Source organism: Amycolatopsis thermalba (assembly GCF_003385215.1).
In the GTDB taxonomy this organism is placed as follows: Bacteria; Actinomycetota; Actinomycetes; order Mycobacteriales; family Pseudonocardiaceae; genus Amycolatopsis_E; species Amycolatopsis_E thermalba.
Map to the genome: position 1 here is coordinate 74,710 of NZ_PQHW01000001.1, position 24,703 is coordinate 99,412.

General features: G+C 73.2%; 23 protein-coding genes. 11 read left to right on the plus strand and 12 right to left on the minus strand.

Annotated features, from left to right (window positions below; all coding sequences use genetic code 11):
* Window positions 1–77: 77 nt before the first annotated feature.
* From D0D15_RS00365 to D0D15_RS00375, 3 genes are read left to right on the plus strand one after another with little or no spacing between them, the layout of a single operon-like run.
* A complete protein-coding gene (locus D0D15_RS00365) occupies window positions 78–1,037 on the plus strand; it encodes a hypothetical protein (RefSeq protein WP_115944132.1) in 960 nt (319 codons plus the stop codon).
* Window positions 1,034–1,477 carry an ABA4-like family protein gene (locus D0D15_RS00370; RefSeq protein WP_094002770.1) on the plus strand — a complete coding sequence of 148 codons (444 nt, stop codon included), beginning with the start codon at window positions 1,034–1,036 and terminating at the stop codon, window positions 1,475–1,477. Before D0D15_RS00365 ends, D0D15_RS00370 begins: the two co-directional genes overlap by 4 nt.
* Window positions 1,474–2,106: a GrpB family protein gene (locus D0D15_RS00375; protein ID WP_233156989.1), complete on the plus strand. Its 633-nt coding sequence runs from the start codon at window positions 1,474–1,476 to the stop codon at window positions 2,104–2,106. The genes D0D15_RS00370 and D0D15_RS00375 overlap by 4 nt, the downstream gene beginning before the upstream one ends.
* 13 nt (window positions 2,107–2,119) lie before the next feature.
* Here the strand turns inward: D0D15_RS00375 and D0D15_RS00380 are convergent, their stop codons facing one another.
* On the minus strand, window positions 2,120–2,455 hold the full coding sequence (locus tag D0D15_RS00380; protein ID WP_094002769.1) for a VOC family protein: 336 nt from the start codon (window positions 2,453–2,455) through the stop codon (window positions 2,120–2,122).
* 72 nt (window positions 2,456–2,527) lie between these two features.
* Between D0D15_RS00380 and D0D15_RS00385 the strand changes: the two genes are divergently transcribed.
* Window positions 2,528–3,382 carry a GNAT family N-acetyltransferase gene (locus D0D15_RS00385; RefSeq protein ID WP_094002768.1) on the plus strand — a complete coding sequence of 285 codons (855 nt, stop codon included), beginning with the start codon at window positions 2,528–2,530 and terminating at the stop codon, window positions 3,380–3,382.
* A 100-nt stretch (window positions 3,383–3,482) separates the two neighbouring features.
* Here D0D15_RS00385 and D0D15_RS00390 read toward each other — a convergent pair whose 3' ends face one another.
* The gene (locus D0D15_RS00390) at window positions 3,483–4,115 is read right to left on the minus strand and encodes a TetR/AcrR family transcriptional regulator (protein ID WP_094002767.1); all 633 of its coding nucleotides are present in this window, start codon (window positions 4,113–4,115) and stop codon (window positions 3,483–3,485) included.
* A 173-nt stretch (window positions 4,116–4,288) separates the two neighbouring features.
* Between D0D15_RS00390 and D0D15_RS00395 the strand changes: the two genes are divergently transcribed.
* Complete coding sequence (locus tag D0D15_RS00395; RefSeq protein WP_162830476.1) at window positions 4,289–5,170, plus strand: alpha/beta fold hydrolase; 882 nt, start codon at window positions 4,289–4,291, stop codon at window positions 5,168–5,170.
* Between the two features lie 138 nt (window positions 5,171–5,308).
* Window positions 5,309–6,157: an SGNH/GDSL hydrolase family protein gene (locus tag D0D15_RS00400; RefSeq protein WP_094002765.1), complete on the plus strand. Its 849-nt coding sequence runs from the start codon at window positions 5,309–5,311 to the stop codon at window positions 6,155–6,157.
* Window positions 6,158–6,185: 28 nt separating this feature from the next.
* Here D0D15_RS00400 and D0D15_RS00405 read toward each other — a convergent pair whose 3' ends face one another.
* On the minus strand, window positions 6,186–7,895 hold the full coding sequence (locus tag D0D15_RS00405; protein ID WP_244214917.1) for a BCCT family transporter: 1,710 nt from the start codon (window positions 7,893–7,895) through the stop codon (window positions 6,186–6,188).
* Between the two features lie 205 nt (window positions 7,896–8,100).
* On the minus strand, window positions 8,101–8,469 hold the full coding sequence (locus D0D15_RS00410) for a winged helix-turn-helix transcriptional regulator (RefSeq protein WP_094002857.1): 369 nt from the start codon (window positions 8,467–8,469) through the stop codon (window positions 8,101–8,103).
* Window positions 8,470–8,566: 97 nt separating this feature from the next.
* On the opposite strand from D0D15_RS00410, the gene D0D15_RS00415 reads away from it, so the two are divergent.
* Window positions 8,567–9,388: an alpha/beta fold hydrolase gene (locus D0D15_RS00415; RefSeq protein ID WP_094002763.1), complete on the plus strand. Its 822-nt coding sequence runs from the start codon at window positions 8,567–8,569 to the stop codon at window positions 9,386–9,388.
* On the opposite strand, the gene D0D15_RS00420 is transcribed toward D0D15_RS00415, so the two are convergent.
* Together D0D15_RS00420 and mdlC are read right to left on the minus strand one after the other, a co-directional pair.
* Window positions 9,359–10,594, minus strand: a complete 1,236-nt coding sequence (locus D0D15_RS00420; protein WP_094002762.1) for an MFS transporter — start codon at window positions 10,592–10,594, stop codon at window positions 9,359–9,361. The two genes, D0D15_RS00415 and D0D15_RS00420, sit on opposite strands and share 30 nt — an antisense overlap.
* Window positions 10,595–10,622: 28 nt before the next feature.
* A complete protein-coding gene (gene mdlC, locus D0D15_RS00425; RefSeq protein ID WP_094002761.1) occupies window positions 10,623–12,191 on the minus strand; it encodes a benzoylformate decarboxylase in 1,569 nt (522 codons plus the stop codon).
* Between the two features lie 97 nt (window positions 12,192–12,288).
* Here mdlC and D0D15_RS00430 point away from each other — a divergent pair, with 97 nt between their 5' ends.
* Entirely contained in the window at window positions 12,289–13,212 is a 924-nt protein-coding gene (locus D0D15_RS00430; protein ID WP_233156987.1) for a LysR family transcriptional regulator, read from the plus strand.
* A 44-nt stretch (window positions 13,213–13,256) separates the two neighbouring features.
* Here D0D15_RS00430 and D0D15_RS00435 read toward each other — a convergent pair whose 3' ends face one another.
* From D0D15_RS00435 to D0D15_RS00450, 4 genes are read right to left on the minus strand one after another with little or no spacing between them, the layout of a single operon-like run.
* Window positions 13,257–13,643, minus strand: coding sequence for a RidA family protein (locus D0D15_RS00435; protein ID WP_094002759.1), 387 nt, complete (start codon window positions 13,641–13,643; stop codon window positions 13,257–13,259).
* Window positions 13,627–14,676: a dipeptidase gene (locus D0D15_RS00440; protein WP_094002758.1), complete on the minus strand. Its 1,050-nt coding sequence runs from the start codon at window positions 14,674–14,676 to the stop codon at window positions 13,627–13,629. Before D0D15_RS00440 ends, D0D15_RS00435 begins: the two co-directional genes overlap by 17 nt.
* A complete protein-coding gene (locus D0D15_RS00445) occupies window positions 14,673–16,424 on the minus strand; it encodes a hydantoinase B/oxoprolinase family protein (RefSeq protein ID WP_158224375.1) in 1,752 nt (583 codons plus the stop codon). Before D0D15_RS00445 ends, D0D15_RS00440 begins: the two co-directional genes overlap by 4 nt.
* Window positions 16,421–18,454, minus strand: coding sequence for a hydantoinase/oxoprolinase family protein (locus D0D15_RS00450; RefSeq protein WP_094002756.1), 2,034 nt, complete (start codon window positions 18,452–18,454; stop codon window positions 16,421–16,423). Before D0D15_RS00450 ends, D0D15_RS00445 begins: the two co-directional genes overlap by 4 nt.
* Before the next feature lie 149 nt (window positions 18,455–18,603).
* On the opposite strand from D0D15_RS00450, the gene D0D15_RS00455 reads away from it, so the two are divergent.
* Window positions 18,604–20,103: a PucR family transcriptional regulator gene (locus D0D15_RS00455; protein WP_094002755.1), complete on the plus strand. Its 1,500-nt coding sequence runs from the start codon at window positions 18,604–18,606 to the stop codon at window positions 20,101–20,103.
* Here D0D15_RS00455 and D0D15_RS00460 read toward each other — a convergent pair.
* Both D0D15_RS00460 and D0D15_RS00465 read right to left on the minus strand, forming a co-directional pair.
* Window positions 20,079–21,440: a hydantoinase/oxoprolinase family protein gene (locus tag D0D15_RS00460; RefSeq protein ID WP_094002754.1), complete on the minus strand. Its 1,362-nt coding sequence runs from the start codon at window positions 21,438–21,440 to the stop codon at window positions 20,079–20,081. The two genes, D0D15_RS00455 and D0D15_RS00460, sit on opposite strands and share 25 nt — an antisense overlap.
* Window positions 21,437–22,495, minus strand: coding sequence for a DUF917 domain-containing protein (locus D0D15_RS00465; RefSeq protein ID WP_115944134.1), 1,059 nt, complete (start codon window positions 22,493–22,495; stop codon window positions 21,437–21,439). The genes D0D15_RS00460 and D0D15_RS00465 overlap by 4 nt, the downstream gene beginning before the upstream one ends.
* 83 nt (window positions 22,496–22,578) lie before the next feature.
* Between D0D15_RS00465 and D0D15_RS00470 the strand changes: the two genes are divergently transcribed.
* Together D0D15_RS00470 and D0D15_RS00475 are read left to right on the plus strand one after the other, a co-directional pair.
* The gene (locus tag D0D15_RS00470; RefSeq protein ID WP_094002752.1) at window positions 22,579–23,532 is read left to right on the plus strand and encodes a threonine ammonia-lyase; all 954 of its coding nucleotides are present in this window, start codon (window positions 22,579–22,581) and stop codon (window positions 23,530–23,532) included.
* Window positions 23,533–23,599: 67 nt separating this feature from the next.
* Complete coding sequence (locus tag D0D15_RS00475; RefSeq protein ID WP_094002751.1) at window positions 23,600–24,691, plus strand: LLM class flavin-dependent oxidoreductase; 1,092 nt, start codon at window positions 23,600–23,602, stop codon at window positions 24,689–24,691.
* The last annotated feature ends 12 nt before the right edge of the window (window positions 24,692–24,703 follow it).

A 24,703-nucleotide genomic window follows, 5' to 3' on the forward strand; every position in this document is an offset into this window, starting at 1 on the left:
TCCTGTGGACTCTCTCAGGATGGATAGCGTAGCTTCCCGTATTGGATAGTTGCCCTATCCGACTGGGAGGAGAAACCATGACAACCCTGCTCGGCCGGGTCCCGGCCTGGCACCGCCCGATGATGTGGACCGCCGGGCTCATGGCCGGCATGACCGTGGTGTCGCTCGCCGGCCTGGCGCTCGACGACCGGGTCCTGCTCGGCGCGCCGATCTGGCTCAAGCCGCTCAAGTTCGCGATCTCGATCGCGGTGTACTGCGTGACCTGGGCGTGGTTGCTCACGCTGCTGCGCCGGGGACAGCGCCTGGCCGCCGGGGTGTCCACCGCGATCGCGGTGATCGTGGTGGTCGAGTACGCGATCATCGTGCTGCAGGTGGTTCGCGGCCGGGCGAGCCACTTCAACGCCGCGACCGCGTTCGACGCCGCCCTGTTCGCGATCATGGGCGTGTCGATCGCGGCGCTGTGGACGGGCACGCTCGTGCTCACGATCCTGCTGCTGCGCACGGAGATCGCCGATCCGGCGGCGCGGTGGGCCATCCGGCTCGGCGCGGTCGTGTCGCTGGCCGGGATCGGGCTCGGCGCGCTGATGGTCGGACCGACCGAGGAGCAGTCGCGGTCGCTGCGGGACGGCACGTTCGAAGGTCTCATCGGCGCGCACAGCGTGGGCGTGGCCGACGGCGGGCCGGGCATGCCGCTCACCGGGTGGAGCACGACCGGCGGCGACCTGCGGATCCCGCACTTCGTGGGCATGCACGCGCTGCAGGTGCTGCCGCTGTTCGCGCTCCTGCTGACCGTGCTGGCCCGGCGGTTCGCGCGCCTGGAGTCCGGCCTCGTGCGGGCGCGGCTGGTGGCGGTGGCCGGGTTCGGCTACGCCGGCGTGGTGGCGCTGGTGACCTGGCAGGCATTGCGCGGGCAGCCGCTGATCCGCCCCGACGCCTGGACGTCGCTGGCGCTGGCCGGGCTGGTCCTCGGCGGCGCGGCGGGCGCGTCCTGGGCGCTGGCCGCCTCGCGCGACCGCGTGGAAGCGGGGGTCTCGTGAGCACGACGAGCCTGTTCCAGATCACCTTCTACCTGGCCGCGCCGTTCTGGGCGCTGATGATCCTCGCGCCGGGATGGTCCGGGACGCGGCGGGTCATCGCCTCGCCGTGGATCGTCCTGCCGCCCCTGGCGATCTACACCGTGTTCGCGATCGGCGACTTCGGCACGCTGTGGGCGGTGGTGAGCCGCCCGGACCTGGAGACGCTGCGGGCGTTCCTGGGCACCCCCGAGGGCGCGGCGGCGATCTGGGCGCACCTGATCGCCTTCGACCTGTTCATCGGCCGCTGGATGTACTTCGACGCACGGGAGCGGGACGTGCGTCACGCGTTCCTGGCGCCGATCCTGGTGCTGACGATCCTGCTGTCGCCGTTCGGGTTGCTGGCGTACCTGGCGGTCCGCTCGGCGCGAAGTCCACAGAGGACACTTTCGGCGCGGCGATGACGCGCTGGAAGGGCGGGTCCAGCGCTGCTGGCTTCGGGGTGGTGGCCACGTTCGCGGGGATCACCCGCCACCACGACCTCGATCCGGACGAGAACCCGTGGGTGCACCGCCCGCCCGCGCCGGTGACCGTGCGGATCGTGCCCTACGACCCGGCCTGGCCGCGCCGCTACCGGGAACTGGCATCGGGAATCCGCGCGGCGCTCGGGGCGGCCGTCCTGGATCTGGAGCACGTCGGCTCGACCTCGGTGCCCGGGCTGGCCGCGAAGGACGTCATCGACATCGACCTCACCGTCGCCGACCCGCGCGCGGAGGACGCCTACGTGCCCGCGCTGGAGCGGCGGGGGTACGTGCTGACGATCCGGGAGCCGTCCTTCCACGAGCACCGCTGCCTGACCCTGGCCGAGCCGCGGGTGAACCTGCACGTGTTCGGGCCGGACTGCCCGGAGACCATCCGGCACCGCCTCTTCCGCGACTGGCTGCGCGCCCATCCCGGCGACCGCGTGCGCTACCAGGAGGCGAAGCTGGCCGCGATCCCCGGCGGCGGCACCGTGATGGACTACAACGCCCGCAAGCAGGCCACGATCCGCGAGATCCACGACCGGCTGTTCCGCGCCCACGGGATGCTCTAGATCCCGGCGGTGCTCACGCCACGGGAGCGCCGCCGAAGCCGATCTCGTTGCCGTCGGGGTCGCGGAAGGTGATCTTGCGGACGCCGTTGTCGTAGATCTCGCGCTGGGCCGGTTCCAGCCCGCGTTCGGCGATTCCGGCGACCACCGCGTCCAGGTCGTCGACGAAGATCGTGTGCTGCGCGTGGCCCGCGTGCCCGGGCCGGTGCTCGATGTAGACGTAGCGGTGCTCGGCCAGCTCCCACACCGCCTCGACGTCGTTCGGCTCGAAGGTGATCGGTCCCAGCAGCCGCTCGTACCACTCGCGCGCGGCGGCGTAATCGCTGACCGGGATCCCGGCGAAGAGGTCCATGCGCCGCAGCCTAGCCACGACCGGCCGAAAACCGGGTGCCCTCACCCTCCCCGGTGGTGTGTGATCGGCGGTATGACGATCGAACCAGCCGCCGGCGACCTGGCCGGGGCCGTGGCCGCACTGCGGGAGTGGCAGCGCGACGACGCGCCGGTGCAGCTGCATCCGGGCGACGTCGGCTGGTTCTGGCGCTCCGGCGCGGAGGCCACGGCCGCGGCGGTCCGGACCTGGTGCCGGGACGGGCGGATCGTCACCGCCGGGCTGCTGGACGGACCCGATCTGCTGCGGCTGGCGGTCGCACCGGGCGCGCTCCGGGACGAGGAGCTGGCCCGGCAGCTGGCCGGCGACCTCGCCGACCCGGCGCGTGGTGTCCTGCCGCCGGGCAAGGTGTTCCTGGAAGCCCCTCCCGGCGCGCTGGTCCGGGACCTGCTCGCCGAGGACGGCTGGCGCGCCGGCGAGGCGTGGACGCCGCTGGTCCGCGACCTGACCGAGCCGGTGGCGGACCCGGGCCTGCGGATCGAGGTGACCGGGCCGGAGCAGGCTCCCGCGTGGAGCGCCGTGCTGCGCGCGTCCTTCGACGGCTCGACGTTCACCGAGCAGCGCTGGCACGCGATGGCGGCGGGCGCCCCGTTCGCCGACGCCCGCTGCCTGCTCGCCTACGACCGGGGCACGGCGGTGGCGGCGGTGGCGGTCTGGTCGGCCGGCCCGGGCAGGCGCGGGTTGCTGGAGCCGGTGGGCGTGCACCCCGGCCACCGGCGGCACGGCCACGGCCGGGCGATCACCCTCGCCGCGGCGGCCGCACTCCGCGAACTGGGCTCGTCGAGCGCGCTGGTCTCCACCCCGAGCACCAACGTCGCCGCGGTGGCCACCTACCGCTCGGCCGGCTTCCGGCAGCTGCCCGAGCGCCTGGACCTCTACCGCGACACCTAGGGAGTCTTCTCAGCACGCTGCCGGGCGCGGAAAAAGGGGGCTGCACGGCCGCTTCCGCGGCCCGGCCACCCGCCGAGCGCGCCGCCTACCACCGCGACGCCTAGGGCCGCCGCAGGCCCCAGCCGACCAGGTCCGCCGCCAGCGCCAGCAGGCCGGCCAGTCCGCGTTCGTCCTCGCGCAGCTTGTCCGGGCGCCAGGCCAGGCTGATCACGCCGTTCCAGCTCGACCACAGGACCTTCGCCGCCTTGCGCGCGTCCAGCGGGCGGATCGTGCCGTCGGCGATGCCCCGTTCGATCGCGTCGATCATGCGCGCGTTCTGCTCGTCCACCCGGCGCGCCAGCCGCGCGGCGGTCTCGGCGGCGGCGTCGTAGTTGCCCAGCGGCGCGGGGAAGGCCAGCATCCGGAAGAACTCCGGCTGCTCCAGGTAGAACCGCAGGTACTGCTCGGCGGCGGCCTCCAGCTGCTCGACCGGCGAGCGGTCCGGCGTGTAGGCGCGGTCCATGTACTCGCGGTCCACGTCCAGCGCCCGGTCGACCACCGCGGCGTGCAGGCCGGCCTTCGAACCGAAGTTGTTGTAGATCGAGCCGACCGCGACCCCGGCGCGCTCGGCGATCTCCTCGACCGTCACCTCCTCGACCGGGCGGCGGGCGAAGACCTGTTCGGCGGCCTTGAGGAGGGCGTCGATCGTGCGCTGCTTCCGCGGATCCCGTGCCTTGACGTCGCCGGTGGCCATGCCGGACACCCTACGCGTTCCTGCATCCGTTGCAAGAACTCCGCGCGCCTGCTACCGTGAGCCCACTTTTGCAACGATTGCAGGAACTACGGAGGCAGGGATGACGACAACCTGGGCCCGGGACATCTCCTGGAAGCTCGGTCCGCGCCGGTACCCGGCCCAGGAGGAAACCCATGTCCCAGCCCGCTGACATGCGGTCGGTTCAGGTCGACGGCGCCCGGCTCGCCTACCTGGACCTCGGGGACCCCGCCGCGGAACCCGTCGTGCTGCTGCACGGCTATCCGGCCAACCACCGCTCCTGGCGCCACCAGATCCCCGCACTCGCCGAGCGCCATCGCGTGCTGGCCCTCGACTGGCTCGGCTGGGGCGCCTCGGAGCGCCGGACCGATCTGCGGTTCGACTACGACACCGAGGTCGCCCGCCTCGGCCGCGTCCTGGACGCCCTCGGCATCGGCGAGTGCAACCTGTTCGGCCACGACTACGGCGGCTTTCTCGCCCTCGGCTTCGCCCAGCGCCACCCCGCCCGCGTGCGGCGGCTGGCGATCCTCAACAGCCGCGCCCACCGCACCTTCGTGCCCGCCTGGTACGCCGTGTTCTCCCTGGTGGGACTGCTCGGCCGCAGCCCGCTCGCGGGCGCGTTCGCCAAGATCCTGCCCGTGGCCGCGATCAACCGCGCGGGCCTGCGCACCCCGCTGCGGGAGGGCGTGATCGACCGCGGCACCCTCGACGACTACCTCGGCTGGATGCGGGGCACCGACGGGGCCCGCTGGCTGCTGCACTACTTCAGCGACTACCGCGTCCCCGCCCGCCGCGATCTCGCCGAGGGCCTCGGCCGCATCCCCTGCCCCACGGCGATCGTGTGGGGCACCGGCGACGACTACCTGCGCACCACGATCGCCGAGGAACTCGCCGCCGGGATCCCGCGCGCCGAACTCACCCTGATCGCGGGCGCCGGGCACTTCGTGACGGAGAAGGCACCGCGGGAGGTCCTCGCCGCCCTGCGCCACCTCCTGGACCGGGACCGCGCCGGCGCCAAGATCCACGACGGCGCGTGAGGGCGGACTTGTCACACCGGTGAGGGTCCGGTCGCGGGATGCGACCGGGCTCCTTGACAAGCGTTTCGCGGATGCCCGACGATCAGCTACCTACTCGTCAGTAGTTTCGGCACCCGTCAACGACGCCCGGGAGAAGCCATGCCTCGCCGCCTCGCCGTCCTCCTCGCCGCGGCCACCGCGGCCGCCACCCTCGCCGCACCCGCCGCCCACGCCGAATCCCTGGACTACGTGGCGCTGGGCGACTCCTACAGCGCCGCCTCCGGGGTGCTCCCGCCCGATCCGGCCGCCTCGCCGCTGTGCCTGCGCTCCAGCCGGAACTACCCGCACGTCCTCGCCGTCGAGATCGGCGCGCACCTCACCGACGTCACCTGCGGCGCCGCGGAGACCAAGCACTTCACCACCGCCCAGTACCCGGGCGTGCCGCCGCAGCTCGACGCCGTCGGCGCGGACACCGACCTGATCACCATGACCATCGGCGGCAACGACAGCGGCGTGTTCATCTCCGCGATCCTCGCGTGCGGCTCGGCCGGCATCCTCACGCTCGGCCAGGGCAGCCCGTGCCGCGACATCCACGGCTCCAGCTTCGAGGACACCGTCCGGACCAAGACCTACCCGGCGCTGGTGACCGCGCTGCGGGCGGTGCGGGACAAGGCCCCGGACGCCGAGGTGGCGATCCTCGGCTACCCGTGGATCCTGCCCGCCACCGGCGGCTGCTTCGACCGGATGCCCGTCGCCGCCGGCGACGTGCCCTACCTGCGCAGCCTCCAGGCCACGCTGAACGACGCCGTCGAACGCGCGGCCGGCGAAACCGGCGCGACCTACGTCGACCTGTCGGCGGCCTCCGAAGGCCACGACGCGTGCCAGGCGCCGGGCGTGCGCTGGATCGAACCGGTCCTGCAGGGCACCAATCCGGTCGTGGTGCACCCGAACGCCAGGGGCGAGGCCGCGATGGCCGCCCGGACGCTCGCGGTGCTGGGCCTGCGCTGACCTGAACGCCGCCCGCCCGGGCGCCGGATCACGTGCGGCGGGAGCGCAGGCGGCGGCGCCTGCGCTCGTCGCCGGTGCGCTCGTCGTGGATCTCGGCCAGCGAGCGCAGCATCTCGCGCTCCCGGATCACCAGCGGATCGGTGCGCAGATCCCGGTACAGCGTCACGCACAACCCGATCATCACGACGACGAACGGCACCGCCACGAGGATGGTGAGGTTCTGCAGGCCGGTCAGCGCGTCCTCGCCGCCGACGAGCAGCATCACCGCCGCGACCGCACCGGTCAGCACACCCCAGAAGATCACCGCGTTGCGGTGCGGGTTGACCGAGCCCTTCTGCGACAGCGTGCCCATCACCACGGACGCGGCGTCGGCGCCGGACACGAAGAAGATCGACACCAGGATCATCACCAGGATCGCCATCGGCACGAACCACGGCAGGTGCTCCAGCAGCGTGAACGTGGCGGACTCGGAACTGCCCGCGCCCGCGATGTCCACACCGGACCGTTGTTTCTCGATCGCCGCGCCGCCGAAGATCGCGAACCACACGAGGCTCACCACGCTCGGCACCGCGATGACGCCGATGACGAACTGCCGGATCGTGCGGCCGCGCGAGATGCGGGCGATGAACATGCCGACGAACGGGGTCCAGGAGATCCACCACGCCCAGTAGAAGACCGTCCAGCCGGACAGCCAGGTCTGCATCTCCGCGCCGCCGGTCACGCCGGAGCGGCCGGACATCTCGGCCAGCTCGCGGAAGTAGTCGCCGATCGCGCTGGGCACCAGGTTGAGGATCAGCACGGTCGGGCCGACCACGAGCACGAGCACCGCGAGCAGCGCGGCCAGCACCATGTTGATGTTGGACAGCCACTGGATACCCTTGGCGATGCCGGACACCGCCGAGGCGATGAACGCCACGGTGAGGATCGCGATGATCCCGACCAGCAGGCCGGTGCCCGGGTTGTCGATCCAGCCGACCGACGCCATGCCGCCGCCGACCTGCAGCGCGCCCAGGCCGAGCGAGGCGGCCGAGCCGAACAGGGTCGCGAAGATCGCCATCACGTCGATCGCCTTGCCCAGCGGCCCCTCGGTGCGGCGCCTGCCCAGCAGCGGCGCGAACACCGAGCTGATCAGCTGGCTGCGGCCGCGCCGGAACGTGCTGTAGGCGATGGCGAGCCCGACGACCGCGTAGATCGCCCACGGGTGGACGGTCCAGTGGAACAGGGTGGTGGCCATCGCGGTGTGCACGGCCTCGTCCGAACTGGGGGCCGCGGGCCCCGGCGGCGGGCTGGCCAGGTGCGACACCGGCTCGTACACGCCGAAGAACATCAGGCCGATGCCCATGCCGGCGCTGAACATCATCGCGATCCACGAGGCGGTGCGGAACTCGGGCTTCTCGTCGTCGCGGCCCAGCCGGATGCGCCCGTAGCGGCTCACCGCCAGCGCGACGACGAAGACCACGAACCCGCTCGCGGCCAGCACGAACGCCCACCCGCCGTACGGGATCACCGCGTCGTTGAGCACGGTGCCGGCGACGTCGGCCAGGCTGCCCGGCGAGGCGACCCCCCAGGCGATGATCGCCAGCGCCAGCGCGGCGGCCACCCCGAACACCGTGCGATCGGTCCGCGGCGGCTCACCCGCCGCGCCGACCGGAGGCACGTGCTCGTCCGGGAGGTGCCCGGCGATACCGGTCTCCTCGGGAACCCTTGCGCGGGCCTCGGCTTCAGAGTCAGCAGACATACGCACGCGCCTTCGCGAGGGGCGCGGCCTCCCTTCCGGTGCGGTAACCCGAACGGGTCAAACCTAAATCATTGGTCGACCTACCGTTGCCGATGGGTCGGAAATGAGCAACCTCACGGGCCCGTTTCCGGGTGCCGGTTGGCGTGTCCACCTGCGGAATGGCAGGTTCGCCACAGTCCGGACACGAACGGCTCAAGAACGGCGTTCAAGAGCAGTCCGTCGCGGCGCGGTCGATTTCGGCCATGTGCGTCTCCGCCCAGTTCCGCACCACCGCGAGCGCCTCCTCCAGCGACAGCCCCAGCGCGGTGAGCCGGTAGTGCACGCTCGGCGGCACGGTCGGCTCGACCCGCCGTTCGGCGAGGCCGTCCCGCACCAGGCTGCGCAGCGTCGTGGACAGCATCTTCTGCGAAACGCCGGGCATCCGCCGCCGGAGTTCGGCGAACCGCACCTCGCCCGGGGCCGCCTCGGCGAGGACCTTCACCGCCATCGACGTCCACTTCGTGCCGATCCGGTCCAGCAGCGCGCGGGTCGGGCAGTCCGGATCGAACAGATCACCCCGGGGAGACGTGGTCACCTCGAACTCACCACCTGTGCCGAAAGTGCGGTCTTCCCGGCTCACCGCCGGTTACCTACGTTGACGTGGTCACCAATGGTAACCCCAGGAGGAGCCCGTGGACCTGCACCGCGTCCGGACCAACGGCATCGAGACCACCGTCACCACCGCCGGAGAGGGCCCGGCCGTCCTGCTGCTGCACGGCTTCCCGCACACCCGGCACGTGTGGCACGGGATCGTGCCCGCGCTCGCCAGGCACCACCGCGTCATCGCGCCGGACATGCGCTGGACCGGCAGCGACGCCGCCGGCGGCTACGACGCCGGCACGCTCGCCGCCGACGCGCTGGGCGTCCTGGACGCGCTCGGCGAGGACACCGCCGCGGTGGTCGGCATCGACGCGGGCACAACACCCGCCGCACTGCTCGCCCTGCGGCATCCCGGCCGGGTCCGCCGCCTGGCCGTCATGGAATCGCTGCTGGGCACCCTGCCCGGCAGCGGGGACTTCCTCGCCGCCGGGCCGCCGTGGTGGTTCGGCTTCCACGCGGTGCCCGGCCTGGCCGAGGAGGTCCTCACCGGTCACGAAGCCGCCTACCTCGGCTGGTTCCTCGCCGCCGGCACGCGCGGGCGCGGCGTCCCGGCCGCGGTCCGGGACGCCGTCGTCGCCGCCTACACCGGGACCGAAGCCCTGCGCCGCGCGTTCTCCTACTACCGCGAGCTGCCGCGCAGCGCCCGGCAGATCGAGGCGGCCGTGCGCGCCCGGCGCCTGACCGTGCCCACCCTGGCCATCGGCGCGCACCCGGTCGGCGACGCGCTCGCCCGCCAGCTCCGGCCGGTCACCGACGACCTGACCAGCCACCTCATCGAAGACTGCGGGCACATCATCCCGCTGGACCGGCCGGCCGAGCTGCTGTCAGTGCTGGAGCCCTTCCTGCGCCGGTGACGCCGGAGCCGCCGACGGCGCCTCGCGCTTGCCCGAGCCCAGCAGAAGGATCGCGCCCAGGCCGAGCCCGGCGACGACCGCGAAGAAGTAGAAGCCCCACGGGTAGGCCACCCCGGCGGTCACCAGCGCGCCGGTGACGAACGGGCCCAGGATCGAGCCGAGCCGGCCGATCGCCGAAGTCATGCCCAGCGCCGTGCCCCGCGCCTGGGCCGGGAAGGCGTGCGCGACGTAGCCGTAGATCAGCACCTGCGCCGAGAACACGAACACACCGGTCAGCAGCACCAGCCCGTTGAGCACGAAGGCGTTGCCGATCTTCAGGCTCAGCAGCGCCAGCAGCACCGCGCCGGCGCCGAACCAGATCCGCGCGATCGGGCGGATCCCGAACCGGTCGGCGATGGTGCCGGCGAGGACGAGCCCGATCACCGCGCCGATGTTGAGCACCAGCAGCAGCGTGATCGACGTGGACAGCGGGTAGCCGGCGGTGCGCATCAGCTGCGGCAGCCACGTGTTCAGCCCGTACACCAGCAGCAGGCCCATGAACGAACCGGTCCAGACGGCGATGCTGATGCGGCGGAACTTCGGGCCGATCAGGTCGCGGAAGCCGAACTTCGCGGCGTCCTGCTTGGCCTCCAGGTAGGCGGCCGACTCGGGCAGCTTCCACACCATGATCGGCACCACGAGCAGCCCGGCGATGCCGCCGCCGTAGAACAGCACGTGCCAGTTCTCCACCGCGGCCAGCGCGAGCACCGAGGTGAGCACCGCGCCGACGTGGTAGCCGGTCATGGTGAACGTGGACGCGCTGGCCCGGCGCCGCGCGGGCAGGTTCTCCGACATCACGGTCAGCGCGACCGGCATGCACGCGCCCAGCCCGAGCCCGGCGACGAACCGGAACACGCCGAAGGTGGCGACGTTCGGGGCCAGCGGCAGCACCAGCGTGAACACCGAGAACAGCAGCACCGAGCCGATGAGCATGATGCGGCGGCCGAACCGGTCGGTCAGCGGGCCGAGCGCGGCGGCGCCCACCGCGACGCCGATCAGCGACACGGTCGCCACGGCGGTCGCGCCGGCGGCGGTGAACCCGAGGTGCCCGGTCTTGAGCAGCGTCGGGATGGTGGCGCCGAGCGCGACCAGGTCGTAGCCCTCGAGCAGGACGGTCAGCCAGCACAGCACCGCCGTCCAGACCGAGCGGGCGGGAGACGTCGTCATTGCCGTTCTCCTTGTGGGGTGGGGGGAATCAGGGAGTGGTCGGTTCGGTGTCGACCTGGATCAGGCGCGGCCCGGCCGGAGCGGTCTTCAGCTGGGCCCGCAGATCGTCCACATCGGACACCGTGGTGGCCGGCACACCGTAGCCGGCGGCGATCGCGGTGAAATCCAGGCCCGGGATCTCGGTGCCCGGCACGTCCGTGGTGCCCAGCAGGTCCGCGAACCAGCGCAGCGCGCCGTAGGTGCCGTTGCGCAGGATCACGAACGTCACCGGCACCCGGTAGTGGGCCGCGGTCCACAGCGCGGTGATGCCGTAGTTCGCGGAGCCGTCGCCGATCACGCCGACCACCGGGCGGCCGGGCAGGCCCATCGCGACCCCGACCGCGGCGGGCATCCCGAATCCGAGACCGCCCGCGGCGGGCCAGAAGTACGAGCCGGGGCGGCGCAGGTCCATCTGCCGCCACCAGGCGGAATTGGTCGACGTGGACTCCACGACGTAGGCGGTGTCGGCGGGCTGGGTCTCGCGCAGCGCGGCGAACACCTGTTCCGGGTGCAGGGCCCGCTCGCCGGTGGCCGGCTCCGGGGTGGGCGCGAACGCGGTCTCCCCCGCCTCGCGCGCGGGCAGCCGGACGAGCAGGCCGTCCAGGACCGGCCCGGCGGCGGCGACCAGCGACTCCCCCATCGGCGCGCGGGCCGCCTCGCCCGGGTCGTCGGTGACCTGGACCAGCGCCGCGCCGTCGGGCAGGAACGGGCCGGGCACGTGCTGGTGGTACCGGAACACCGGCGCGCCCAGCACCAGGATCAGGTCGTGCCCGTCGAGCCGCGACGACACCGAGCCGATCCCGGCCGGCAGGACGCCGCGGAACAGCGGGTGCCGGTTGGGGAACGGCAACCGGTGCGGCGACGGCGCCACCCACACCGGCAGGGCGAAGTGCTCGGCGAAGGCCACCGCGCGGTCGAAGAGGCCGAGGGCGTCGATGTCGCCGCCGAGCACCAGCACGGGGTTCCGCGCGGCGTCGAGCCGTCGCGCGAGGTCGTCCAGCTGCGCCGCGTCCGGGGACAGGCCGCGGCGGACCGTGCGGTCGAGAACCGGGCTGTCGTCGATCTCGGCGGACCAGTCGTCGTAGGGCACGGACAGGTAGGTCGGGCGGCGCCGCAGTTCGGCCTCGAACACCGCCTGCGCGAGCGACCGCGGCACGTCGCCGGGGCAGCTGGGTTCGCCGGACCAGCCGGCCAGTGGCCGCATCAGGGAGGTGGCGTCGACGTTGGCGAGCATCGCCTCCAGGCCGATCGCCGAGCGGACCTGCTGACCCGCGGTCAGCACCAGCGGCGAACGGGAGTAGACGGCGTTGGTCAGCGCGCCCATCGCGTTGCCCGACCCGGCGGCGGCGTGCAGGTTGACCAGCGCCGGGCGGCCGGTGGCCTGGGCGTAGCCGTCGGCCATGCCGACCACCACGCCCTCGTGCAAGCCCAGCACGTAGGTGAAGCTCGCGGGCAGATCGGCCAGGAACGGCAGCTCGTTCGAGCCGGGGTTGCCGAAGATCGTGGTGAGGCCACGGCGTTCGAGGAACTCGTGGGCGATCTTCCGGACGGTCGGCATGCTCGGTGTCCTCCTCGGCAACGGGGTGTCCCGAGGGTGGCAGATCATCCGGTCGTGCTCCAATCAATGTTGCCGACCGCCCTCATAGACAGGATCGATGATGCGGGACTTCGACCTCAACCTCGTGCGCGCGTTCGTGCTGCTCTACGAGACGCGTAGCGTCACGGCGACCGCGGAGTCGATGCACGTCACGCAGCCGACCGTGAGCTACAGCCTGCAGAAGCTGCGCCGGCGGTTCTCCGACGAGCTGTTCCGCCGCACCGGCGGCGGGCTGGTGCCGACCACGACCGCGCAGGCCCTGTACCCGCCGCTGCACCACGCGCTGGCCGAGATCGAGTCCACGCTGAGCGGCGCGCACTCCTTCGACCCGGCGACCGCGTGCGCGCGGTTCACGCTGGCCCTGTCGGACCTGGGTGAGGTGACACTGCTCCCCCGGCTGATGGCGGCGCTGGCGGCGCGGGCGCCCGGGGTGACGCTGACGGTGCGGCCGCTGGACGTGGACAGCGCGGTGGACCAGCTCGGCCGCGGCGAGATCGACGCGTTCGTGGCCTCACCGCTGATCAGCTCGCAGCGGGTGACGCGGATCCCGCTGTTCTCCGAGGGCTACGTGGGCATGGTCGCGCGGGACCACCCCCGGCTGCGCGGCGCTGCCATGTCCGTGGCGGAGCTGACCGCGGAGCGGCACATCACGGTGTTCGGCCCGACCGGGCACCACGGCCCGCGCCGGGCCCTCGAGGCGCGCGGCCTGCTGGACCGGGTGGTACTGGAGGTGACGCGGTTTTCCACGCTGCCCTACCTGGTGCAGGACAGCGAGCTGGTCGCGATGGTGCCGAGGCTGGTGGCGGACGCCTTCGCGAGCGGCCACCGCGTGCGGCTGCTGGAGCTGCCGTTCGACATCGAGCCCGCGCAGGTCTCGGTGTACGCGCGGCACAGCCACGCCCGCACCCCGGCGCAGCAGTGGCTGACCGGGTTCATGCACGAGACCCTCGCCAGGCCGGGGGCCGCGCCGGCGCAGCCGTGACCGGCGGTGCCGCTCGGCGGCACCGCCGGTCACGAGTTGCGGGATCAGGGCCGGCCGGCTCCCGGGCGGTAGGCCACCGCGGTGATCTCCACGCGGAGGCCGAACGGCAGCGCGGCGACGCCGACCGTCGTCCGGGTGGGCAGCTGGCGGTCACCGAAGAACCGCCGGTAGGCGGCGTCCATGGCGGCCCAGTCGTCGATGTCGGCGAGATAGCAGGTCACGGCGACGAGGTCGTCCACCGTGGCGCCGGCCTCGGCGAGGATGCGCTCCAGATTTCCTAGCGCGGTCAGGGTTTCGCTCTCGATGCCACCGGGGACGATCGCGAAGTCCGCGTCGAATCCGCCCTGGCCGGACACGTACAGGAGGTCACCGGCGACGATGAGCGGGGTGTAGGCGCCCTTCGCGGTGCCGGGGTCAACGTTGGTGCGCATGTGCGGCTCCCGTGCTGGGTTCGTGGTGGTCGAGCACGCCGTCGAGGAAGGCGCGCAGGTTGTCGTGCAGGACGGCGTCGCACTCGGCGGGTGACCAGCCGCGCGCCCGCATCCGCTCGGCGAGGTGGGGGAAGTCCGCGGGTCCTTCGAACCCGTCCACCGCCGCGTCGAACGTCATCCCGTCCGGCATGATCACGTCCGGCGGGATGTGCAGCGCCCCGGACCGGACGATCTGGCGGGAGAAGTCGGACCCGATCGCCAGGTGCTTCACCCCGACGACCTCGCGGGCGTGGTCGAGGTGGTCGACCGCCTTGTCGAGCGTCGCCGCGCCGCCTTCGACGCCGAGCGTCACCGGGTGCGGCATCACCCCGATGAGCCCGCCCGCGCCGGCCACGGCGGTGAGCTGCTCGTCGCTGAGGTTGCGCGGGCTGTCGTACACCGCGCGGCACGCGGCGTGGCTGACGAGCACGTGCCCGTGGGCCGCCCGGTCCAGGACCTGGTCGAGCGTGCGGGGGCTGGCGTGGGCGAGGTCGATGGCGACGTGCCGGTCCACGAGCGCGTCGACCAGGGTGCGGCCGAGCGCGCTGAGCCCGCCGTCGCTGTCGTGCTCGCCCAGGCCGTCGGCGAACGGGTTGCGGCGGTTCCAGGTCAGCCCGACCATCCGCACGCCGAGCGCGACGAACGGCTCGAGCAGGGCGGGCGTGTACCCGAAGGGCTCGGTTCCTTCCATGCTCAGCACCAGGGCGACCCGGCCGCTGCGTTCGGCCTCGGCGAGGTCCCCGGCGCCCCGGGCCCAGACCAGATCCTCCGGGTTCTCCCGCAGCGCCCGGTGGAAGGCGCCGCACTGGGTGAGCGCCGCCCGCAGGCCGCCTTCGGGCAGCTCCTCCAGCCCCGCGCTGACCGGGCACACCGTCAGCGCGACCTGTCCCCGCCGCAACTGGCCCAGCCAGTACCGGCCGAACGGGTTCGGCAGGTGCGCGCGATGGGCGACCTCGTAGAGCAGGTCGTTGTGCGCGTCGGCGAACCGGGTCATCGGGCACCACCGGCGCGCAGCGCCTCCGTGCTCTTCTCGTCGACGCGCCACGCGCCGGATTCCTGACGGACCCGGACCCCGTAGAGGAATTCCGCGTCCTCGGCGCTGAGCAGCTCCTCGCGGACGTCGCGCAGCACCGCCGCCGGATCCCGGTCGAACGGGTCGCCCAGCCCGCCGCCACCCGAGGTGACCGCGGTGAACGAGTCGCCCGGCCACAACCGGTGCGCGCTGTTGTGCCTGGTCACGACGACCTCCCGGTCGGTGCCGGGACGCACGACCACCCGCGCCGGCTTGCCCGGGCGGCCACCGTGCGTGCCCCGGCCCATCACGTCCACGGTGTTCTCCACCATCACGTTGAGGTTCAGCCCGTTCTCCAGGATCCGGTAGTCGCGGCGAACCCCCGCGCCACCGCGGTGCCGCCCGGCCCCCGCGACGTACGGGGCGTACTCGAACCGCTCGATCCGCACCGGGTACCGCGTCTCGATGATCTCCACCGGGGTCGTCGGCACGTCACCGTTGCCCATCACGTTCAGCACCGCGCCGTCCCCGCCGGGCCGTCCGCCGGTGCCGCAGTCGACCGGGTCGCTGAAGATGAACGGCATGCCGTCGCGCGGGTCCGAGCGGGACAGCACGATGCCGGTCAGCTGCGAACCGCCCGCCGGGCACCAGTCCGGCACCGCCTCGGCCAGCGCCCGCACGCACAGCTCGACGACGGTGACCACCGAGTACCCGTAGGAATCGCACGGCGCCGGGCGCTCCGCGGTCAGCGCCGTGCCCGGGGTGAGGTCGAAGTCCAGCGCCCGGAAGTGGCCCGCGTTCGTCGGGTCGGTCGGCATGGTCAGTGCCTTGAGCGCGATCCGCACCGCGCTCCCGGCGACGATCGGGTTGAGGTTGACCGGGCCGGTCCGGGCCGGGCTGGTGCCCTCGAACGACGCGGTCATGCGATCGCCGTCCACGCGGAGGTTCACCGCGAGCCGGACCGGGTCGTTCTCCACCACACCGTCGGAGTCCAGGCACATGGCCGCCCCGTACTCACCGTCCGGGATCTCCGCGATCTTCCGGCGGACGGCGGCGTCGGTGCGCTCGATGACGAACGCCATCGACGCGGCGACCACGTCGGCGCCGTACTTCTCGCACAGGGCCTGCACGCGCAGCGCGCCCTGGCGGGTGGCGGCCAGTTTGGCTTCCAGGTCACCCATCACCAGGCCGGGGAACCGGACGTTCGCGGCGATCAGCTTGAACAGCTCGGCGTTCCGTTCGCCGCCCGACACCAGCTTGAGGTGGGTGAAGCAGATGCCCTCCTGGTAGATGCTCGTCGAGTCGCGGCACCAGCCGCCCGGCTCCTTGCCGCCGATGTCGGCCCAGTGCGCGGTGGCCGAGGAGAACGCGACGAGCCGGCCCGCGTGGAAGACCGGGCGGTAGATGGTCGTGTCGGAGATGTGCGTCCCGCTGAGGTAGGGATCGTTGACGATGAACACGTCACCCTCGCCGAACGCGTCGAGGCCGAGGCCGGCGACACCGGTGCGGATGGTGTCCCCGAGGCAGCCGATGAAGGCCGCGACACCGGGCGCCTCGCCCCACATCTCGCCCTCCGGCGAGACGATGCCGAGCCCGAAGTCCTGCGATTCGAACAGCAAAGGGTTGTACGCGGTCAGCCGCAGGGTTCTGGCCATTTCCAGCGCCGCGGAGGTCATTCCGTTGCGGATGATCTCGGCGGTGACGACGTCGATGCGGTCCGGCCCGGTCACGGCTGGTCCTCCGTTCGCGTGATGATCATGGTTCCGAGGTCGTCGATTTCGAGCGTCCAGCCGGGCGGCACGACGGTGGTCGTGGTCCATTCCTCGACGATGGCCGGTCCCGGCACGCGCTGGCCGGTGGCGAGGGCGTCGCGCTCGTAGATCACGGTGTCGGTGAAGCCCTGCCCGAAGTACACGGGACGGATCTCGCGTGGTTGCGCCGGTTCCCGTGGGGTCCACACCGGCCAGTCCGGTTCGGTCACCGGCCCCACGACCCGGGCCCGGCAGTGCACGAGTTCCAGATCCGCGTCCGCCGCGCCGTGGCCGTACAGCCGGCGGTGGGCGCCGACGAAGCTCTCGCGCACCCGGGGCAGCAGCGCGTCGCCGGAGTCCAGCCACTCCCGCTCCACCGGCACCGGGATGGTGGCGTCCTGGCCCGCGTAGCGCATGTCGAGCTGGAACGTGGTGATCAGGGAGTCGCCGGTGAACCCGTACTGCGCCACCTGGTCGGCGGCCTGATCGGCGAGCGAGGTGAGGATCTTGACGACCTCGGCGCGGCGGGTCTCCTCCCACGGCAGCACCCGCGTCAGCACCGCGTCTTCCCGGTAGTCGGAGCTGAGGATGCCCCACGCCGAGAAGTTCGCCGGCGCCCGGGGGACGACGACCTTGCCGACCTCGCAGTGGCCGGCCACCGCCGCCGCGAACAGGCCACCACCGCCACCGTAGGAGTACATGACGAAGTCGCGCGGGTCGAGACCGCGTTCCACGGTGATCGCGCGGATGGCGTAGGTCATGCTCGTCTCCGCGATGGCCAGCGTGCCCGCGGCGGCCTCTTCCACCGACAGGCCGAGGGGCCCGGCGATCTTCGACCTCATCGCCGCGGCCGCGGCATCCACCGAGAGCCGCATCCGGGAGCCGAGGAAGCGCTCCGGATCGATCCGGCCGAGCAGCAGGTGGGCATCGGTGACGGTCGGTTCGGTGCCGCCGAGCCCGAAGGCGGCCGGCCCCGGATGGGCCCCGGCGCTGCGCGGTCCCACCTGCAGCACGCCGCGGTGGTCGATCCAGGCGATCGACCCGCCCCCGGCGCCGATGGACACGATGTCGATGGTCGGGCCGAGGATCGGGCGCCCGGCCACCGCCGTCTCGGACCGCTCGAGGATCTGCCCGTCCTCGATGAGGGCGACGTCGTAGCTGGTGCCGCCGACGTCCGCGCAGATGACGTCCCGGTGGCCCAGCCGCGCGGCCAGCGCCGCCGCGCCGATCACCCCGCCGGCGGGCCCGGACTCCAGCGTCCGGATCGGCTTGCGCGCGGCGAGGTGCTCGGCGATCACGCCGCCGTTGGACTGCATGAGCGCGACCGGCCGGTCGTAGCCGTGCGACCGCAGGTTCCGGACCAGGTCGCCGATGTAGCGCTCGAACCCGGGCTGGACGTAGGTGTTGAGCACGGTCGTGGACGTCCGCTCGTACTCGCGCCACTCGGTGATCAGCTCGCTGGAGGCGGTCACCGCGACGCCGGGGTGCGCCTCCCGCACCAGCTCCGCTGCCCGCCGCTCGTGCTCCTGGTTGGCGTAGGAGTGCAGGAAGCAGATCGCGATCGCCTCGGCGCCGCGTCCCACGAGCAGGCCGGCGGCCGCGAGCACCCCGGCTTCGTCGAGCGGCTCGATGATCGTACCGTCCCCGGCGATCCGTTCCCGGACCTCCGCCCGCATGTCGCGGGGCACCAGCGAACGCACGGGTTCGTAGCACAGGTTGTAGATCTCCGGGCGCCCGCCGCGGGCCAGCGCGAGCACGTCGCGGAAGCCGCCGGTGGTGATGAGGCCGACCGCCACCCCGCGCTCCTGCAGGATGGTGTTGATCGCGACCGTGGTGCCGTGGAAGATCCGCTCGATCGCGCCGATGCCGACCGGCAGCCTGCCGAGGCCGGTGAGGAACTCCTCCACCAGCTTCGACGACGTCGACGGCTGCTTTTCGATCACCAGCTCGCCACTGGCCTCGTCGAGCATGACGAAATCGATGAACGTCCCGCCGACGTCGACGGCCACGCGGGTTCCAGGTGTCTTGCTTGGTGCAGGCACTGGCACTCCCTTCGTCCGATGTCCGCCCAGTATGTGAAGCCGGAACCCGGCCGTCTTCGGGTCGATCGCACGGTTTTGTGGTCGCGTTCGTGCACAACGCACAGCATCATGGAGGGATGACGACGGTCGGCGAAGTGCTGCGCGACCCCCATCTGGCCGGGCTGGTGACCCGGCTGGCACCCGGCGGCGAGGTGTCCGGGGTGCCGGTCACCGGGGTGTCGATCGCCGAGGACGTCGCCGGGATCGCGGGTGCCGGCGCGGGCACGGTGGTGATCCTGACCGCCCGCGCGTCGGCGGATCTGACCGGTTACCGGCTCGACGTGGCGCTCCGCGTGGCGGCCGAGCACGCGGTGGCGGCGGTGGTCCTGCTGACCGCGGAACCGCCCGTGATCGAGCCCTCGGCGTCCGCGATCGCGGTGTCCGGCCCGGTCGTGGTGCTGCACGCCGATGCGCGGACCTCGCCGGCCGAGCTGGTGGTGGCGGTGGACCGCAGGCTCACCACCGGCGCCGCGGCCGCGCTCGAGCGGGCCCACCACGGGCTGACGCGGCTGTGCGGCCTGCTCGCGGAGGGCGCCTCACTGGACGATCTCCTCGCCGCGGCGGGGACGATCGCCGGACCCGTCGCGTACCGCCCGCCGGGACCGGGCGAACTGACGGCCCCGGTGCTGGTCGACGGCCGCGAGGAAGGAGCGCTGAGCGCCGCCCGGACGGGCGACCGCGCGGACGACATGGCGCAGGAGCTGGTGCTCGCGCTGTGCGCCGCGGCCGTCGGCGAGGTCGTCCGGCGCACCCGGCGCGCCGAGGAGGCGCCCGAGCAGCGCCGTGCCGAGCTGCTGACCGAACTGCTGTCCGCCGAACGGGCCGGCGCCGAACGGTTGCTCGACCGGGCGCGTGCCCTCGGCATCGACATCGACGGCTGGCACACGGCGCTGCTGCTGGACACCGGCGACCCCGGCGCGGACGACCTGCGGGAGAGCGCGCGGTTCGACCGGGCCACCGAGGTCCGGCGCGTCGCCTTGGAAGTCGCGCGCGACGCCGGGGGCGTGTGGCAGCGGGCGCGCAGCGGGGCCGCGCAGCTCTTCGTGCGGATCGACCCCACCGATCCCGGGCTCGGCGCGGTCCCCGCGGTCACCGCCGTCGCCAGGGAGATCGTGGCGGGCGCGGCCGATCTGGGCATCCCGGCGCGGGCCGGCGTGGGCAGCGCGCATCCCGGCCCGGAGGGGATGCGGCGCTCGGTGGCGGAGGCGCGGGGGGCGCTGGCCGCCCGGGAGGATCCGGTCGTGGCGTTCGATTCCCTGGGCACCAACCGGTTCCTGGCCGAGTGGTCGGCGTCGGCGAGCGGCCGGGACATCAGCCGGACCCTGCTCGCTCCGCTGGACCGGCTGGATCCGGAGCGGTGCGCGACGGCGGTGCGCACCCTGGCCGCCTACCTCGACCACCACGGGTCGCTGCTGCACGCGGCCGAGGCGCTGCACCTGCACCGCAACTCGCTGTCGTACCGGATCCAGCGGATCCTCGCGATGCTGGACGTCGACCTCGACGACCCGGACCAGTGGATGATGCTCCAGCTGGCCTGCCGGATCCGGCTGCTTCAGGAAGGCCGCACGCGCAGCTGAGGCGGTCCTTCGACGCGTGCCCGGACCCGGACCGGGCTGTCCGGCAGGTAGGGCAACGGCAGCTCGCTCACCTCGACGACCGAGATCGCGTCCGGGTCGGCGCCGTGGCCCACCGCTCGCTCGACGGCCCGCCGGGTGAGCGTGGCGCGCCGCTCACCGGCCGGGGTGCCGCGGGGCAGGATGGCCTCGGCGGTGGCGCCGACCGGCGCCAGCGCCGCGCCGAGGGCCGCGGCGAACTCACCCTGCCGGGGGCGCAGCACGTCATCGAAGCCGGGCAGGCCGGCCGGGAGGTCATCGGGCGGACCGACCACCACCAGCTGGTCGGGCGCCCCGCGGTCCCGCATCGGCTCGATCGCCCGCAGGAACCGGGACCCGGTGGCGGCGCGGGCCGTGACCACCTGCGGGACCGCCACGGTCGTCGGCACCCCGGCGATCATGCGTCGTCCCGGGGTCAGGCGCGGACGGCCGGCGCGCACCACGCCGACCGCCACCCCGCCGCGCGTGACCCGGCAGACGAACGCCTCGGCCACGCCGGCCAGCAGGGCGCCGCCGCGCAGCCAGGCCGCGTCGCAGCCGGCGTGGGTCAGCAGCGGGAAGCGGGCCGCGTGTTCGGCGAGCATGAGTGTCCCGTCGGTGCGCACCACGAAACAGGGAGCGTGCACGCCCCGCTCGCGCGAGGCCGCGGCCACCGCGTCCGTCACGCGGCGCCCCACCCCGGTCAGCGCGGCGTTCAGCACCGCGGTGTTCTCGCGTTCCAGCAGTCCCAGGACGCCGAAGTGGTGACTCAGCACCACCGGAAGCCCGGGCAGCGCGGTCTCGATGATCCGCTCGGCCGCCCGCTCGTCCGCACCCGAAACCCCGGAGAACGTGCCGGTGACCGATACCGCCGCCGCCGTGGCGCCCGCGTGTGCCAGGGCGTCGCGCAACCCCGTCCGGTCGAGCGGTTCCGGCGCGCTGCCGTCGACGGTGCGCCCGCCGGAGACGATCACCTCGCCGGCCGAGACGGCGGTCCGCAGCGCCTCCGGCCAGCCGGCCAGCGGCGGGAAGGCCGATCGTGGCGAGGCCGCCAGCCGCACGGCCAGGACGGGGCTCAGCTCGCCGAGCCGGTGCAATCCCGTCGCCGCCCAGTTCCCCGCGACCACGACGGCCGCCACCGCACCGGGCCGGACCGGCCCGGCGGCCAGCAACCGGGCCAGCGCCGCGTCCACGTCCGCCGCCGCCGATCCCGTGGCGGCGGTCTCGACGGCCGCGACCGGGTGGCCGTCCGGCGTGACCGCCGCGGCTTCGGTCCGCTGGTTGCCCAGGGCGACGGCCACCCGCACCGGCCCGGTCGTCATCGCGGCGCCTCCCCGGCGAGATCGAACCCGAAGGCGGCCGGCCCGGCGAGCGCGAGGCCCTCCGGTGTCCGCCAGGCCGCGGGCCCGTCCGCGACGATCGCCGTCACCAGCAGGTCCTCGCGCAGCTCGTCGATCAGCAGCGGACGGCGGGTTTCCGTGGCGAACAGGACGATGGTGTCCGGAGTGGCGGCCACGACCCGGCCGCCGTCGAGCGCCAGCAGGAACTCCTCCTGGAACTCGACGCGCAGCGACCGGTCCCCGTCCGCGCTGTCGATCATCAGCGAACCACCGGTGCGCTGCTCGGGTCCGTGGTGCCGGAGGTGCCGCACGTGGCCGCGGACCAGGACACGACCACCGCCGAGCGCGGATTCGACGCTCCCGGCCCTGCCGAGCGCGGCGCGGCCGATGGCGAGCGCCCGGGACACCGTGCCGCGGAGCGCGGCCCGCCGGGCCACCGCCGCCTCCATCAGCTCGAACGCGAACGCGCCGAGACCGCCGACCCCGGCGAGCACACCGAACGCGGTGGTCACGAACCGTTCCCGGGTGCGGGCCCGGATCGTGATGCTCTGGCCGGCGCCGTCGACCACGAACGCGGGCGTCGGCGGCACCCCGGCCAGGCCCATCACGGTGGCCATGTTCGGCATCGGGCGCCCGGTGCCGTCGGCGTCGGCCAGCGGCAGTCCCAGCACGGCGGCCCAGGCCAGGGGAATCAGCCCGTTCGCGCCGGCGAGCTGGAAGGGCATCAGCGCGTCGACCGGCCGTCCGTGGACGTCCCGCACGGCGTCGGCCAGCTCGGCCGGTTCGTCCCCGGTGGGCAGGCGCTCCTCGAACACCAGCGGGGAGCCGAGCATGCCGCACGGCATGACGAGCGCATCGGGTGGCAGCTCGTCGAGATCCACCACGCGGACCGGGCCGGACCGCTCGACCGCGTCGCGCGCGAGCCGCTCGGCGAGCGTCGCCCCGCCCCCGCCGCCGCAGCCGAGCACCGCGCAGCCGCGCGCGAACGCGGCCACGTCACGGCGGCCGATCCGGCGAGGCAGCCTGTCCGGGCTCATCGCACGAGTATCCACGCCGCGGCCCCTCACCACGGGTGGGACACTGCTGGACCTGGCCGCCGGGCACACACCAGGGTGGGGGCATGCTGACGACGCGTCTCGACACGGCCCGGATCCGGGCCGCCCGCCAGGTGATCGACCCGGTGTTCCTCGGCTCCCCGCTCTACCGCTGCGAGGCGCTGGAACCCGGCCTCGGTTGCGCGGTCAGCATCAAGCTGGAGACGGCGAACCCGGTGCGCAGCTTCAAGGGCCGCGGCACCGAGGTGATCGCGAGCGCGCCCGGCGCGGATGCCGTGGTGTGCGCCAGTGCGGGCAACCTCGGCCAGGCACTGGCCTGGTCCGGCCGCAACCGGGGGCTCGACGTCACCGTCGTGGCGTCCCGCTTCGCGCCGGTGACCAAGCTCGACCGCATCCGCGCCCTGGACGCCCGGCTGGAGCTGGTGGACGGCGACTTCGAGCTGGCCCGCGAGCGGGCGGCGGACATCGCGCGGCACGACGGGATCCGGCTGGTCGAGGACAGCCTCGACATCGAGACGTGCGAGGGCGCGGCGACCATCGGCCTGGAACTGGTGGACGCCGCGCCGCCGTTCGACGCCGTGCTGATCGCTCTCGGCGGTGGCGCGATGGCGACCGGGGTGGGTCACGTCGTGAAGGACTGCCTGCCCGGCGCCGAGGTGATCTGCGTCCAGCCGCTGGGCGCACCGGCGATGACGCTGTCCTGGCGCGAGCGGCGCGTGGTCACCACCGATGCCACCGACACGATCGCCGACGGCGTCGCCGGGCGGCGCCCCATTCCCGCGGTGCTCGACGACCTCCTCCGGGTCGCCGACGACGCCGTCCTGGTCCGGGAGGAGTCGATCATCGCCGGGATGCGGATGCTGCTCGACCACGCCGGCCTGGTCGTCGAACCCTCGGCCGCGCTGGGCGTGGCGGCCATCCTGGAAGACCGCGAGCGCTTCGCCGGGCGGCACGTGGTCACCATCGTGTGCGGCGGCAACGTCGACCCGGAGGCCCACCGCCGCTGGACCGGCGGATAATCTCGCCCGGAATATTCTTCCGCGCGAGACGTTCTACCGGCCGACACCAGATCAGCAGGAGGCTGTCATGCAGTTCGGGATCTTCTCCGTCAGCGACGTGACCACGGATCCGACGACCGGCCAAACTCCGGACGACACCCAGCGCGTGCGGTCGATGCTGACCATCGCCCAGCACGCCGACCAGGCCGGGCTCGACGTCTTCGCCACCGGCGAGCACCACAACCCGCCGTTCGTCGCGTCCTCCCCCACCACCCTGCTCGGCTACCTGGCCGGGGTGACCAAGAACATCATCCTGTCCACCTCGACGACGCTGATCACCACCAACGACCCGGTGAAGATCGCCGAGGACTACGCGATGCTGCAGGTCATCTCGGGCGGCCGGATGGACCTGATGATGGGCCGCGGCAACACCGGGCCGGTCTACCCGTGGTTCGGCCAGGACATCCGGCAGGGCATCCCGCTGGCGATCGAGAACTACGCTCTGCTGCGCCGCCTGTGGGAGGAGGACGTCGTCGACTGGGAGGGCAACTTCCGCACCCCCCTGCGCGGCTTCACCGCCACCCCGCGTCCGCTCGACGGGGTTCCGCCGTTCGTCTGGCACGGCTCGATCCGCAGCCCGGAGATCGCCGAGCAGGCCGCCTACTACGGCGACGGCTTCTTCCACAACAACATCTTCTGGCCGATGTCCCACACGAAGAAGATGGTGCACTTCTACCGGCAGCGGTTCGAGCACTACGGCCACGGCCCGGCCGACACCGCGATCGTCGGGCTCGGCGGGCAGGTCTTCATGCGCAGGAACTCCCAGGACGCGTGGAACGAGTTCCGCCCCTACTTCGACAACGCCCCGGTCTACGGCCACGGCCCGTCGATGGAGGACTTCACCGCGACGACCCCGCTGACGGTCGGCAGCCCGCAGCAGGTGATCGACCGGTACGCGGCGATGCGCGAGGACGTCGGCGACTACCAGCGCCAGCTGTTCCTCATCGACCACGCGGGCCTGCCGCTGAAGACCGTGCTGGAGCAGATCGACCTGCTCGCCGAGGAGGTCGTCCCGGTGCTGCGCAAGGAGATGGAGGCCAAGCGGCCCGCGCACGTGCCGGCGAACCCGCCGAGCCACGCCGAGCGCGTCGAGGCGGCACGGGCGAAGGCGGCTTCCTGAGCCTCCGGCGAA